Below are 15,055 nucleotides of genomic sequence, written 5' to 3'. Positions count from 1 at the left end.
CATTATCTTTTAAATTGCGATTAGAAAATTAAACTAATTCACATTATAGCAATGAAAGAATCTTTGAACAAAAATCTCCAAAATCCAATGGAGAATATTGACGATTGGGAAGAGAACTTAATAGATAGATATCCCGATCCGGAAGAACCTAAAAAAGAGAAAGAAGCATTTAGGAATTATGTAGATTCTGAGAGATTAGATACCGTACGCGAATTTTATAAAATTAATCACGAACTTCAAACTTACGACTTTGTTTGTAAGAAGGAAGCTGAGTTTTTAAAGTTCGATAGAAAGGAAATGTCTATTTGGGGTGCCGTAGATTTTTTTAATACTTTGGTTGATGATAGTGATCCTGATATCGATTTAGATCAATTACAACACCTTTTACAAACCTCAGAAGCTATTAGAGCCGATGGTCATCCCGATTGGTTTGTGCTTACAGGTTTTATTCACGATTTGGGTAAAATTCTATGTCTTTTTGGAGAACCTCAATGGGCAGTTGTTGGCGATACGTTTCCAGTAGGTTGTGCATATTCAGATAAAATTGTTTATCCAGAATTTTTTAAAGCAAATCCAGATTATACAGATACGCGTTACAATACTAAATACGGTGTGTATTCGCCTAATTGCGGATTGGATAACGTAAAAATGAGTTGGGGACATGACGAGTATTTGTATCAAATAATGAAAGACTATCTGCCAGATCCTGCATTATATATTATACGCTATCATTCATTTTACTCGCAACATAGAGAGAATGATTATACGCATTTAATGAATGAAAAAGATGTTGAAATGTTTGAATGGGTAAAAGCATTTAACCCATACGATTTGTATTCTAAAGCACCTGTGCCGCCAAATGCAGAAGAACTTTTACCATATTATAAAGATTTGGTATCAAAATATTTACCCGAGACCTTAAAGTTCTAGTAACTTTTAAAACTAAAACCAACCAAACGCTAAGTGAGATTAGCGTTTATAATTAATTTGTCGAATTGTGATAATGCATCAATAATTTGGCAAATTAATTTTTGTTGAAATTAGCGCTTGTTAAACTTCAACACCAACTAACCACTAAACTAACTTTATGTATACTGCGCTTACGTTTATAGGCTTTACACTCTTTGTTGCCTTTTATTCTTGGTATAAACTTCGGAAAGAAAAATTAAACTCAAAAGATGGCTATTTCCTAGGCGGAAGAAGCCTAACAGGAGTCGTTATTGCGGGTTCTATGTTGCTTACTAATATCTCAACAGAGCATTTGATAGGTATGAATGGTTCATCATATAAAAATGGATTTATTATAATTGCTTGGGAAGTAACTTCGGCTTTAGCCTTAGTGGTTGCAGCCATTTATTTTGTGCCCAAATATTTAAAAATGGGCTTAACAACCATACCCGAATATTTAGAAAAAAGATTTGACAGTACCACGAGAACTTTAGTCGCATTGTTTTTAATGATCTCCTTTATTGTAACCTTGTTACCTATAGTTTTGTATACAGGCGCTATAAATTTAGAAAGTATTTTTAACGTATCGGAAGTATTAGAAGTTTCTAAAAAAGAAGGCCTTTGGATCACTGTAGTTGCTGTAGGGATTTTAGGTTCTATTTATGCCATTTTTGGTGGTTTAAAAGCTGTAGCGGTTTCTGATACTATTAATGGTTATGGACTGCTTATAGGAGGTTTGGCCATTCCGTTAATTGCTTTAGTTAGTATTGGTGATGGGAATCCATTAGCAGGATTAACTAAGGTCTATAACCATAGTCCAGAAAAATTTAATGTAATTGGTGCTAAAGATTCGGTTTTACCATTCGAAGTGTTGTTTACTGGATTAATTATCAATCAGCTATATTTTTGGAGTATGAATCAAACTATAATTCAGCGTGCCTTAGGGGCGAAGAATTTAGTTGAAGCCCAAAAAGGACTTTTATACACAGGTGTTTTGAAAATTTTAGTGCCCATTATCATTATTCTACCAGGCGTTATTGGGTTTTATTATTTTGGAGATTCTATGCATGAAAACCAAGATATGATTTACCCAGAATTAATTAAAAAAGTATTGCCAGTAGGCCTAGTAGGTATATTTGCTGCTATTGTTATGGGAGCTGTTTTAAGTACCTTTAATAGTGTTTTAAATAGTGCGGCTACTATTTTTAGTATTGATGTTTTTAAGCGTCATTTTGGTAAAAACTGTAGTGATAGAAAACTAGTAAAAGTAGGAAAGCTTACCTCTTTAATATTAGCAATTTTCGCAATTTTGGTAGCGCCAATGGTTGCCAATGCACCAGATGGTTTGTATCAATTATTGCAACAACTTAATGGTATTTTCTTTATCCCGATTGCGTCTATTATGTTAGCTGGTTTTTTTCTGAAGAGTATTTCGGCTATGGGAGCAAAGGTGGCTTTGTTTGTAGGCTTAATATTTTATATTCTAACAACGTTTATCTTTAAAGTAGATATTCATTTTGTGCATATTTGGGGAATAGAGTTTGTTTTAAATCTGGTAGTGATGTTTGCGGTATCTTACTTTTATCCACCAACCCAAGAAATGCAGCAAGACAATATTGTGTTTGTAGAAATGAAAACTTGGAAGTATACAAAACCAATGGCTATTATGCTTTGCGTAGTAACGGTAGCTATTTATATTTTATTAGGAAATGCTTCATAAAAAAAAGTGATTGTTTCATTCTTTTAATAAAAGAGTAGAAACAATCACTTTAATAAAATGATTTAGAAATAGTGTTGAATTTATTTATTCAAAACCACTTCTAAAGGAGTGTTAATTTGTTTAGAAAACATATCTAAATATGCTTCCCATTCTTGGCTGTTTTTAAATTGGTTGCTTTCGCTCCAAGTAAATCCAGCGTAATAAACTACTTCGTTATTAGTTACTTTTAATTCCGCGTAAGCGTTACTTAAATCCGTTTGTTCGGTATCATAAGTTTCGTAACCTAAAAATGTATCTTTAGGTGCTACAATGGCAGTTGCCAATTCGGTTTCAAAATGTGGTTGCCAGTAACTAACCCATCCATTATCATCACTTCCGGTAACTATACCATCTTTTTCATGTAGCGTTAAGCCAGCATAAATAGTATCGGCTCCTTCAATGCTTGTTGTGAATTTCGAGAAGTTGTTTCCTAAATCTAAATTAATAGTTTTAGATTCTTTTATCAACTTGCCGTTAGCATCCCAATTTGCATATTCTAAGTAAAAACTAGTTCTAAGTGGCCCCGTAGTAATGGTGCGCCATTGTGTGTAGTTTTTAGAGAAATAGTAAGTAGTATCTGCTTTTACAGCAATACCACCAACACCTCTACTAACACCTACATGGAAATTATCGCGACCTTCTGGTGAAGCTTCGTGATAAGCGCCAGGACGTTCCTCATTCTTTTTATACCAGTTGTTGATAATTGGATATTCTACTTTTTTTAACCAAGCATCTACACCACTAGAAAGTGTGCCTCCAGGTGTACCATCTTCAACCATTTTTTGAGCAACAGGCCCATAAACACGGAAGGCTACTTTATTGTTTTCCCAAGTATAATCGTCTGTGCGTTCTGGTACAAAACGAGAATAACAAAGTTCTTCAGCTTTTGGTTGTTCGGCTTCTGTAATGGTAACAATTTCAAACGTTTTTTCTGAATTTGCAGCTATTTTAGGTTGAAATAAAATCTCGTCCATTGTGCCGTCGCCATCATTATCTACCGTTTGCGTTACTTGTAAAGTTCCATCTTTGGCATCACGAACTCCGACCGTTGTAAGATCGGTAACGTTTAAAAATGCTTTTGATAATTCAACAGTTTCAAAAGTTTTTTCAAAATCTAAAGTGTTTTTAACAACAATAGATTTTATGTCTTCTTTTTGATTACATGAAGAAAGTATAGCGGCACAAAAAATACCGGCTAATATTTTATTTCTTTTCATAAATACTGAATTTAAATTAATCTTCGTTTGAAGGTTTTCCGATAGTGGCTAAAATACCACCATCAACATAAACCACTTGTCCGTTAACAAAATCACTAGCTTTTGAGCTTAGAAATATTGCGGCACCTTGCAAATCTTTTGGGTCTCCCCAACGCGCAGCAGGTGTACGGTTAATAATGAAATCGTTAAATGGATGACCATCTACACGAATTGGAGCGGTTTGCGTAGTTGCAAAATAACCTGGTCCAATACCGTTAGTTTGTATGTTGTGTTTAGCCCATTCGGTAGCCATGTTTTGCGTTAGCATTTTTAAACCACCTTTTGCAGCTGCATAAGCACCAACAGTACTTCTACCAAGTTCACTCATCATTGAGCAAATGTTGATTATTTTACCTTCTTTACGTTTAATCATGCCTTTTACAACATGTTTAGACATAATAAACGGACTTACTAAATCTACTTTAATTACAGCTTCAAAATCTGCAACTTCCATATCTTCAAGCGGCGTTCTTTTAATGATACCTGCATTGTTTACAAGAATATCAATGTTACCAACTTCTTTTTCAATGGCAGCTATATTTTTAATAACTTGAGCTTCATCTGTAACATCAAAAAGATATCCAGAAGCATTAATGCCTAAAGATTTATAATGTTCTACAGCTGTATTTAGTTTGTCTTGAGAGGAAGCTCCGTTGATTACTAAAGTGGCACCAGCGTTACCTAAACCTTCTGCCATGGCTTGTCCTAAGCCGTGAGTACCACCTGTAATAAGGGCTACTTTACCTGTTAAATCAAATAAGTTTATAGACATTTTTATTATTTTAATTCGGTTATTTTACAGTGATCCATATCTCCGTAATCTAAATTTTCACCAGCCATTCCCCAAATAAAGGTATAATTGCTCGTTCCTGATCCTGAATGTACAGACCAAGCTGGAGAAATAACAGCTTGGTTATTTTGCATCCAAATATGTCTTGTTTCTTGTGGTTGTCCCATAAAGTGGCATACAGCTTGCTCTTCTGGCACATCAAAATAGAAATAAACTTCCATACGTCTGTCATGCACGTGAGCTGGCATAGTATTCCATACAGATCCCGATTTTAATTCGGTCATTCCCATTTGTAATTGGCAAACATCTACAACGCTGTTTACAATATATTTTCTAAGTGTTCTTGCATTAGCAGTTTCAGGAGCACCTAATTGTACAACTTCTACATCGTTAATTCCAATTTTTTTGTTTGGATATGCTTTGTGAGCAGGTGTAGAGTTTAAGTAAAATAAAGCAGGTTCGTTAGCTGATTTGCTAGCAAAAACAACCTCTTTGTTGCCTTTACCAACGTATAATGCTTCGCGGTTGTCTAATTCGTAAACAGTTCCGTCTACAGTAACAGTACCAGAACCACCAATGTTAATGATTCCTAATTCGCGGCGTTCTAGAAAATAATCGGCCTTTAACGGATCGATAGCTTCTAAAGTTAAAACTTCTTTTACAGGAACAGCACTTCCAGAAATAAATCTATCATAGTGAGAGTACACCAAATTTACTTCATCTGGAGACATTAAGTTATCAATTAAAAATTCGTCTCTTAGTCTAGTAGTATCATACGATTTAACATCTTGTGGTGATGCTGCGTAGCGTACTTCATAATTGGTTTTCATGGTATTTAGTTTTTATATATGATTGTATAACTTTTTTTAACGATGTAAATATAATAAATAAAATCCAAATACAATCGATTGGATTTTGTTATATTTGTGAACGCTAAACTTAATTTTTCAATTTACTATTGAATAACAAACCCACCATACACGACATTGCCAAGGCTCTAGGAATTGATAGTTCTACCGTGTCAAGAGCCTTAAATGATAGCCCACGAGTAACTCGTGCTACAAAAGATAAAATTTTGGCTAAAGCTGAAGAGTTAGGGTACCAACGTAATATGTTGGCGTCTAATTTGCGAAAAAACATTACTAATACTATAGGTGTTGTGGTGCCAAGAATATCTCGACACTTTTTTTCGTCCGCCATTCAGGGTATTGAAGAAACGGCCTATTTAGCTGGTTATAATGTTATTATTTGTCAATCTTTAGAGCAATTAGAACGTGAGAAAAAAATAGTTGGTGGTTTACTTGCAAATAGGGTGGATGGTTTATTAATTTCGGTGTCTATGGAAACCATGAATTACGACCATTTAGAAGCTTTAAAAAACAGTAATATTCCGCTTATATTTTTCGATAGGCATTGTGATATTCCTGGTTTTAGTAATGTGCTAATTGATGATTTTAAAGGCGGTTACGATGCTACGCAGCATTTAATATCAAAAGGCTGTAAGCATATTGCGCATTTCTCAGGACCGCAGGAGTTGGAAATTTATAAAAATAGATTTGAAGGCTATAAAGCAGCTTTAAAGAAAAATAATTTAACCTTTAAAGAAGAATATGTTATTAGCTCTCGACTTATGGAGCAAGATGGTTATATTAGTATGCAAAAATTACTAGCAAAAAAACTACCTATTGATGCCGTGTTTTGTGCTAACGATTTATCGGCTATTGGTGCCATGAAACACACCAAGGAGTTGCAAATTAAAATACCCGATGCTATTGCTTTTGTTGGCTTTAGTAACGAGCCTGTTTCTAGTGTTATTGAACCATCGTTAACCACGATAGATCAATCTGGTTTTGAAATAGGGAAAATAGCTTCGGAGTTAATACTGAAGCAAATTTTATCTAAAGAAACATCTCAAAAGGGGCAAACCATATTAATAGACACCCATTTAATAGAAAGAAATTCATCTAAAAAATAACTTTTAAACACAACTATAATGAAACTATATCCATTAAAATTCGAACCACTTTACAAATACAGATTATGGGGTGGCGAAAAATTAAAAACACAACTTAATAAAGAATATACAGAAAGTAGTGTTGGTGAATCTTGGGAAATTTCGGATGTAAAAGGCGATGAAACCCAGGTGTTAAATGGCGAGCTTAAAGGGCAAACGCTTAAACAATTAATTAATACTTATAAAGGTGATTTTGTTGGTGAAGCTGTGTATAAAGCTTTTGGTGAAGATTTCCCGTTACTTATTAAATTTATTGATGCAAAAACACCATTGTCTATACAAGTACACCCAAGTAATGAGTTAGCAAAAGAGCGTCACAACTCTTTTGGTAAAAATGAAATGTGGTATGTTATGCAAGCCGATAAAGATGCAGAACTTATTGTCGGTTTCGAGAAAGAAATTGATAAAGAAGAATACCAAAAACATCTAGAAGATGATACAATCTTAAATGTTATGCATCACGAAACGGTTGCAAAAGGCGATACGTTTTACATTCCTACGGGAAGAATTCATGCTATTGGATCTGGTGTTTTATTAGCTGAAATTCAACAAACTTCAGATGTTACTTACCGTATTTACGATTATAATAGGGTAGATGCTACAACGGGTAAAGAGCGTGAGTTACACAACGATCAGGCTTTAGATGCTATAGATTTTACTTACCATAGCGAGTTTAAAACAAGTTATGAAACTAAGGCGAATACGGCTAACAAATTAGTGCATTCTCCTTATTTTAAAACAAACTTTATTAAAGTTGAAAACGAGTTAGAGAAAGATTATTCTAGCCTAGATTCTTTTGTAATTTATATGTGCGTTAGCGGAAGTTTAGAAATTAGCCATGCCGATGATACTTATACATTAAATACAGGAGAAACTATATTGTTGCCAGCCACTGTTAATGCTGTTAAAATTACTGCTTCTCAAGCCGATTTATTAGAGATCTATCTTTAATCTTTCGAGACATTAATTAAAAATAATATTAGTAAAGCAAAGTTTTTTATATTAGTGAAAAACTTCGCTTTTTGCTAATATCTAAAAACGATGTAATCACTTTATTTTAAAATGATTTCCGTTTGGTTTTGTGTTTTCATTATAATGAGCATTTTAGATTGCGCAGGCCTGCACAGTTTCGGGTAAATAACCTCCATACTTTATTTTAGCTTGAATACGAATTAGTAAAAGTTTTGTATTCAGTAAATTAATAACATTTAGTTGTTGAAATTTCAAATAAAAATGAATTTTAAAAATTATTTTATTGCTTTATTCTGTTTACTAACAAATATTATTGTTGGGCAGAAGAATAATATAAAGTTTGAAAATTTAGATACATTTAGTGGACTTTCAAGCAGTACGTGTACCGAAATATTTCAGGATAAAGCTGGTTTTTTGTGGTTTGGAACTATTGATGGACTAAATAGATATAATGGTTATGAATTTGAGATTTTTAGATCTGTTTTAAATGATAACACATCTATTAGTAATAATAGAATTAATGCTATTGAAGAAGATAACGAAGGGAATTTGTGGGTTGGAACCAATAATGGGCTTAATTTATTCAATAAACAGACTAATAAGTTTATTCGAATAAAACTATATAAACAGCTTTCTTTATCAAACAGTTCACAAAAAATTATTAATGATTTACTGTACGACAGTATTAATAATACACTTTGGGTGGCTACTAATATTGGTGTTATAAAAATTCAACTTTATGATTATAATACTAATGAAGATAATTTTAAGTTTTCATATTACATAAGCGATCAAAGCAATTTAAAATCTATCGATAATAATAAAGTTAATGTTCTTTTAAAAGATAAAGATAATACGATTTGGGCTGGAACTAATGGACAGCATTTAAACCGATATAATAGAAAAAACGATAACTTCGATCGTGTTTTAATTGATAAAAAGGAATCTTACGAGTTAAACCACATTACTAAAAAAGTATTTATTGATGAAGATGGTGATTTTTGGATTGGTAACGATTTATCTAACCTCATACTTTGGAATACCAAAAGTAATACTTTTAAGCATGTATCTTTAGTAGATAAAAGTGTGCCTATTTACGATATTTATCAGGATAAAACAGGCTTGTTTTGGGTGTCTACAGATGTTTTCGGTTTGTATTTATTCAAAAAAGAAAATGACGATGTAGAAATGCAACGCCATATTGTAAACAATTTTTCTGATCCGTTTTCACTGCCTAATAATAAGCCTACTAAAATATTTGAAGATAGAAAAGGTATTTTCTGGATAGGTAGTTATGATGTTGGTGTTAGTAAGTTAGATCCATCTAGTTATTCCTTTCAGCATTATTACTACAAAGCGAATAAGGCCGATGGTTTAAGTCAAAAAACAATACAATCTGTTTTGCAAGATTCCAAAGGGAGAATTTGGATAAGTGCATACAATGGCGGCTTAAACTTGTTTAATGAAAAAGAGAATTCATTTGAGCATTTTAGTAGTTTTTCTAATGATATAAGTGCGCTTAGCTCCAATAAAATATTATATACTTTTGAAGATCATGCAGGTTTTATTTGGGTTTGTACCTTAGATGGTGGCGTTAATAAATTTAATCCGGAAACGGGTAAAAGTGAAGTGTTTTTACACGATGCTAATAATACTAAGTCTATTGGGCAAAGTTCTGTTTGGAGCGGAGTGGAAGATGCTGAACATAGAATTTGGTTCGCTTTAAGAAACGAGGGGTTAAGTCTTTATAATCCAAAAACTAAACAATTTAAAAATTATAAAAGCACCTACGATTCTGGTAACTCTTTACTTAGTAACTCTATAATTAGTACGTTTATAGACTCAAAAAAACGTTTGTTTATAGGTACAGAACTGGGGTTGAATGTCGTTAAACTGAATGCCTTAGATGGTTTTATCCCGAATGATATTGATTTTATACCTGTTAACGTTTCCGGATTAGTGGAGGTTAGGGTTAGTACTATTACTGAAGATCATGATAATAATATTTGGGTAGGATCGGACAGTGGCGTTTATAAGCTTGATTCTAATTTAAATTTGGTACAGTCGTATTCTTCACAAAATGGATTGCCAAACAATTTGGTTGTGGGGATTAAGGAAGATGATAATTTTAATATCTGGATTACAACTAAAAGTGGCTTATCATTACTAAACCCAGATACTCACCAAATTATAAACTATAATACACACGATGGTTTACAAGGGGCAGAGTTTCAAACGCAATCTATCGAGAAAACCATTGATGGCCGCATTATTGTTGGTGGTTTAAATGGTTTTAATATTTTTAATCCGAATGATATTGCTATTCCTGCAGCTGTAGATTTAAAACCACAAATAAGTAAATTAAAGTTAAATAATAAAGTTGTTTTTGCAGGCGATTCAATCCACAAAAGAGTTTTATTAAACAAAGGAATTTCTGAAACTAAAGACTTAACCTTAAAGTATAAAGAGAATTATGTTTCGTTAGAGTTTGTTGCGCTTTATTTTGATAATCCGGAGCAGGTTAAATATGCTTACCGTATGCAAGGTCTAGATAGCGACTTTATTAATTTGGGCTCTAACCGTGTAGTAAACCTATCGAACTTAGAATCTGGGACATATAAATTTGAAGTAAAAGCCACTATTAATGGGCAATGGGAGACTGCTAAAACAACCTTTTTAAATATAAAAATACTACCACCTATGTGGCGTAGTTGGTGGGCTTACCTTATTTATATTATTATTGGAGCGTTAATTATTCGTTTCTTAATGTATTATTATGAGCTTAAAGTACAAGAAGAACAAGAACACGAACTAGATCAAATGAAACTACAGTTCTTTGTAAATGTATCTCATGAGTTTAGAACACCTTTAACATTAATCCTGAATCCGGTAGATAAAATATTAGCAAATTTTAGTGATAATCCTGAGGTTGTAAAAACATCAGCATTGTCTATTCAGCGAAGTGCTAGACGATTGCTTCATTTGGTTAATCAGTTATTAGATTATCGTAAAATGGATGTTGGTATGGCACCGCTTCAACTAGAAAAAGGAGATGTTGTTAAGTTTAGTGAAGATATTTTTTCGCTTTTTAAAGATTTAGCTTTCAAAAAGGAAATTAATTATAACTTTATAAGTACTTCAGATAAAATCGTTTCACTTTTTGATTTTGATAAAGTTGAAAAAATAATTACAAACTTAATTTCGAATGCTATAAAATTTACCACTAGTGGAGGTGATATAACCATAACAATTAATAAAATTAATACAGGTAGTAGTAACTCTAATTTTTTGAAATTAGGAAAAGCTAAGTCTAATGAGTATGTCGAAATTATAGTTGAAGATACTGGTGTGGGCTTAGATAAAGAGCAAATGCGCCGTATTTTTTCAAGGTTTTATAATTTAGATGCTTCAAAAGCAGGTACAGGTATTGGCTTAAACTTTACCAAAGGTTTGGTTGAGTTGCATGGTGGTGAGATAGATGTGGAGAGCAAACATAAAAAAGGAACGAAGTTTATTGTAAAGCTACCTTTAAATATTGATGCTAAGCCGGACGACGTTGAGAATGTTAAGAATGAGTTTTTAATAAACTCAATGAAAGCTGTAGAGTATGATATGTTAATCTCGAACGATCATTTACCAAACGTAAAACAAGACTCTATAGACGATTATGATGGTGACGATTCTAATAAACCAATACTTCTTATAGTTGAAGATAATAAGGAGCTACGTGTGCATTTAAGTAGTGATTTAAGAGATCAGTATATTATTAAGGAGGCTGTTAATGGTGTGGATGGATTAAAGAAAGTACATAAATATTTGCCTGACTTAGTGATAAGTGATGTTATGATGCCTAAAATGGATGGTTTCGAAATGTGTAATTCTATAAAAACCGATTTAGAAACCTGCCACATTCCTGTTATCTTATTAACTGCTAAAACTTTAGTTGAAGATCGAATAGAAGGTTATGAGCATGGTGCAGACGGTTATATATCAAAACCTTTTGTTACCGATGTATTGAAAGCTAGAATTAATAACTTGCTTGAGGCTAAGAAAAGATTGCGACAACGTTTTTCTGAAATTGGAGGTATATTCCCGTCTAGCGAAGTAACTTCGAATAATTTAGATGAAGCTTTTCTTGATAAAGCCACGAAAGTTATTATTGAGAATATTAGTGATATAGACTTTAAACAAGGTGATTTACTAGCCGAAATGGGTATTGGTCGATCTCAGTTTTATAAAAAAATAAATACTTTAACAGGTAGTAATCCAAGTAACTTTATCAGGACAATTCGTTTACGTTATGCTGCAGAGTTGTTGGTGAAAAATAATTATTCTATCAAAGAGGTATCGCATATGTCTGGCTTTAATTCTACGGCATATTTTAGTAAAACCTTTAAAGAATTGTTTGATGTAACTCCTAGTCAGTTTATAGAACAAAAAGAAAATGAAGCAGAATAGTAGTTTTTAATTCATATTAAAATATTGTTTAAAATCTCAGATTAAAGTTAATCTGGGATTTTTTTGTGCTTAAAAAGAGCTAAATGATAAGTTGTAAATGGGGGTGAATTTGATTCAAAATTGACAACATTTTTACGCTTCATTTAATATTGAAACTTCGGTGTATTCTTCATTTGTTAAACGTTTAAGCAAAATTAAATACCGAATTATGCTAATTTGATAATTAAGCTTATGGTTTTTTAAGAATAGGTTAATATAGCGAAAATAAAAATGTAGGATTTTACATAAACCCTAGTGTTTGTAAGGGGGAAACAGCCTAAATGAGCTATAATTTATCTCTAAATAGCTATAATTTATATACTTAAACGGCATTCTTTTATAAGTTTGCATTAACAAACTGTTAACATTAATTAACACATTTTAGCATTTGCGCTTAAAATGTCTTTTTTATTAAACTTGATTAAAAACCAAGTTTAAATTTATAAACTGAACCTAATTAAATAACTAAACAATAATTCTAAAATTAACTACAATTAATATGGTACAAAAAATGAAGCATAGAAATGGTATAATTATATTATTTATAATTATGGCCACTTTTGGATGTAAGCCTGACCCGCTTGAGTATGCGCGTCCCGATAATTTGGCTGGTACAATATACCAGCAATTAGAGTCCATGGGGAATTTTACTTATTACTTACAAGCATTAGATCAAACGGCTTATAAAGAACCATTGATAAAAGGTGGCTCTTGGACAGTTTTTGCTCCAACAGATGAGGCTTTTGAAGCTTACATGGCTGCCGAAGGGATCTCGACTATAGAGTCTATTTCACCAGAAAAAATATTAGATATCGTAGAGTATTCAATCGTTATTGATGGATGGAATACTACAACGTTAACTTACTTTCCAAGTCGGTTTTATTTAGGTCAAAGTTTTAGACGTAGAACTCAATATCAAATACCGAATAGAGAAGTTGATATTGATACGTTACAACATATTATGAATTGGGACGATTTAGAACCAGGGAAGTATATTGTTGATGCTAGTTTAGGTCGATTTAAAACAACCAACTATTTTCTAGATTCTTATTTAGAAAATTATGGTGTTGAAACTACCGATTACGATTTTATGTTTACAGGAGAAACTTTTAGTAGTGGAGACATGAAAGTTTTTGGAGCTCATGTTACGGAACAAAATATTGTGGCAGAAAATGGAATTATTTATGCTATAGATAAAGTGTTTGAGCCTAAAAGAAACATGTATGATAACTTAACATCTCCAGAGTATGGAGATAAATACTCTATGTTTAGAAGGATTTTAGAGCGCTTTTCTACTCTTAGGTTAATGGGGGATGAGGTTAACGATGATACAGGAGAGTTAGAAACTATTTATCAGTTAAGATTTTCAACAGGGATAGAAAACGATTTTTTACCATTCAATCCTTTTGATGAAAATTATGCAACAAATATTGATGGAACCTTAGCTCAGGCATGGGGCTTATTGGTACCAACTAATGATGCTTTACAAAGCTATCTAGATGGCGACAGTATTTTAGGAGAATTTTATAATAGCTACGATGATATGCCTTTAGATGTTTTAGGGAAGTTTGTGTCACCATTTTTCTTTAATGATTATTATAATATTTGCCCAAGTAGTTTTGGTCAGAGTTATGATACAAGTTTAGGTTTAGTAGATTTTAAAGAAGAAGATATTGTAGATAAAAAGTTTTGTAGTAATGGTTTCTTTGTTGGTGTAAATACCGTTTATACAAATAACAGTTTTGGAACTATAATGGGGCCTTTATTATTAGATTCTAATTATTCTATTATGCTTCAAGCAGTTCAAGATCTTAGAATTGATACGGCTTTGCAAAGTAATGCCGTCCGTTTCTCTATTTTAGGAGTAAGAAACGATCAGTTTGTAGATATTGCAGATCCAAACAGTGCAACTCGAAGAATTACAGTGCGTACAGATCTTGATTCTTATGATCCTACTGATGTATCTGTAATTTATATGGATGTAGAAGGTGATCCTGTAGGAGCTAATAACCGTACATACCCAGATCCAGATGCAACGTCTCCAAGTGCAGCAGATATAGCTTATGTTAGAAATACAATAGCCGATATTGTTCTAAATCAAATCATTGATGAGGATATAGATTTTAATGCTAATAATTATTTTCAAGCAAGAAGTGGCGAGTTTATATACGCATCTGCTGGTAACTTAGCACAAGGTGGTGGAGATATTCAAGATATGGAAGCTGCTCAAGTTGAGAATATCCAAGTTACAGATAATGGGAATTTTTATGAAATGAGTGCTATTATAGATATGCCATTAAATTTTACCTATGGTACTTTAGTCGAGAATACTGCAAACTTTTCATCTTTTGTTGAGGTTTTAGAAAGTGCAGACGCATTAATTACTATTATAGGCTCTAATGATAAGTTGATTAACTTTTTAAACTTACAAAGAACGTTTACATTATTTGCGCCTAATAATACTGCTGTAGCACAGGCTATTAGTGATGGTGTAATTGTAGACCCTAGCACAGTAAATGGATTGGATGATTTAGATAGAGCGATAGCAAAAAGAGATCTTTTAAACTTTGCTAAAAAGCACTTTATACAACAAGCGCTGCCTACTGATGGGAAAATAACAGGAACTTTTCCTTCTATGTATTTTAGTAAGATTGTCGATTTTGCTCCAGTTTACGATCAGTTTTCTGTTGTAAACACAACATCATCTATTTCTATTACAAACGAAGAAACAGGAGATACAGTAACAACTGGTGGTATGACTAATTTATTATCAAAGAGAATTATAATACACGAAACTAATAATTATATAAAATAATAAA

General features: G+C 32.5%; 9 protein-coding genes. 6 read left to right on the top strand and 3 right to left on the bottom strand.

Annotation, left to right across the window (positions count from 1 at the left end; all coding sequences use genetic code 11):
- Positions 1–51: 51 nt before the first annotated feature.
- Both GQR98_RS02290 and GQR98_RS02285 read left to right on the top strand, forming a co-directional pair.
- Positions 52–930, top strand: coding sequence for an inositol oxygenase family protein (locus GQR98_RS02290; RefSeq protein ID WP_159018103.1), 879 nt, complete (start codon positions 52–54; stop codon positions 928–930).
- A 157-nt stretch (positions 931–1,087) separates the two neighbouring features.
- Positions 1,088–2,668 (top strand): solute:sodium symporter family transporter, encoded by a 1,581-nt coding sequence (locus GQR98_RS02285; protein ID WP_159018102.1) that lies wholly within the window; start codon positions 1,088–1,090, stop codon positions 2,666–2,668.
- Positions 2,669–2,748: 80 nt separating this feature from the next.
- On the opposite strand, the gene GQR98_RS02280 is transcribed toward GQR98_RS02285, so the two are convergent.
- From GQR98_RS02280 to kduI, 3 genes are read right to left on the bottom strand one after another with little or no spacing between them, the layout of a single operon-like run.
- Positions 2,749–3,924 (bottom strand): DUF4861 family protein, encoded by a 1,176-nt coding sequence (locus GQR98_RS02280; protein WP_159018101.1) that lies wholly within the window; start codon positions 3,922–3,924, stop codon positions 2,749–2,751.
- Between the two features lie 16 nt (positions 3,925–3,940).
- On the bottom strand, positions 3,941–4,735 hold the full coding sequence (locus GQR98_RS02275; protein ID WP_159018100.1) for a gluconate 5-dehydrogenase: 795 nt from the start codon (positions 4,733–4,735) through the stop codon (positions 3,941–3,943).
- A gap of 5 nt (positions 4,736–4,740) precedes the next feature.
- Positions 4,741–5,583 carry a 5-dehydro-4-deoxy-D-glucuronate isomerase gene (kduI, locus tag GQR98_RS02270; RefSeq protein ID WP_159018099.1) on the bottom strand — a complete coding sequence of 281 codons (843 nt, stop codon included), beginning with the start codon at positions 5,581–5,583 and terminating at the stop codon, positions 4,741–4,743.
- A 128-nt stretch (positions 5,584–5,711) separates the two neighbouring features.
- On the opposite strand from kduI, the gene GQR98_RS02265 reads away from it, so the two are divergent.
- The 4 genes from GQR98_RS02265 (at position 5,712) to GQR98_RS02250 (ending at position 15,051) form a co-directional block, all read left to right on the top strand.
- The gene (locus GQR98_RS02265; RefSeq protein WP_159018098.1) at positions 5,712–6,728 is read left to right on the top strand and encodes a LacI family DNA-binding transcriptional regulator; all 1,017 of its coding nucleotides are present in this window, start codon (positions 5,712–5,714) and stop codon (positions 6,726–6,728) included.
- 18 nt (positions 6,729–6,746) lie between these two features.
- A complete protein-coding gene (locus GQR98_RS02260) occupies positions 6,747–7,718 on the top strand; it encodes a type I phosphomannose isomerase catalytic subunit (protein ID WP_159018097.1) in 972 nt (323 codons plus the stop codon).
- Between the two features lie 282 nt (positions 7,719–8,000).
- Entirely contained in the window at positions 8,001–12,197 is a 4,197-nt protein-coding gene (locus GQR98_RS02255) for a two-component regulator propeller domain-containing protein (protein ID WP_199270257.1), read from the top strand.
- A gap of 550 nt (positions 12,198–12,747) precedes the next feature.
- Positions 12,748–15,051 carry a fasciclin domain-containing protein gene (locus tag GQR98_RS02250; RefSeq protein WP_159018096.1) on the top strand — a complete coding sequence of 768 codons (2,304 nt, stop codon included), beginning with the start codon at positions 12,748–12,750 and terminating at the stop codon, positions 15,049–15,051.
- The last annotated feature ends 4 nt before the right edge of the window (positions 15,052–15,055 follow it).

This window comes from Algibacter sp. L3A6 (assembly GCF_009796825.1).
In the GTDB taxonomy this organism is placed as follows: Bacteria; Bacteroidota; Bacteroidia; order Flavobacteriales; family Flavobacteriaceae; genus Algibacter.
The sequence above is the reverse complement of the archived record's forward strand: the minus strand, read 5'-3'. Positions and strand labels throughout refer to the sequence as shown.

Excerpts from the sequence above, each read along its gene's own strand:
- GQR98_RS02290 (WP_159018103.1), top strand. The coding sequence starts at position 52 with ATGAAAGAATCTTTGAACAAAAATCTCCAAAATCCAATGGAGAATATT.
- GQR98_RS02285 (WP_159018102.1), top strand. The coding sequence starts at position 1,088 with ATGTATACTGCGCTTACGTTTATAGGCTTTACACTCTTTGTTGCCTTT.
- GQR98_RS02280 (WP_159018101.1), bottom strand. The coding sequence starts at position 3,924 with ATGAAAAGAAATAAAATATTAGCCGGTATTTTTTGTGCCGCTATACTT.
- GQR98_RS02275 (WP_159018100.1), bottom strand. The coding sequence starts at position 4,735 with ATGTCTATAAACTTATTTGATTTAACAGGTAAAGTAGCCCTTATTACA.
- kduI (WP_159018099.1), bottom strand. The coding sequence starts at position 5,583 with ATGAAAACCAATTATGAAGTACGCTACGCAGCATCACCACAAGATGTT.
- GQR98_RS02260 (WP_159018097.1), top strand. The coding sequence starts at position 6,747 with ATGAAACTATATCCATTAAAATTCGAACCACTTTACAAATACAGATTA.
- GQR98_RS02255 (WP_199270257.1), top strand. The coding sequence starts at position 8,001 with ATGAATTTTAAAAATTATTTTATTGCTTTATTCTGTTTACTAACAAAT.
- GQR98_RS02250 (WP_159018096.1), top strand. The coding sequence starts at position 12,748 with ATGAAGCATAGAAATGGTATAATTATATTATTTATAATTATGGCCACT.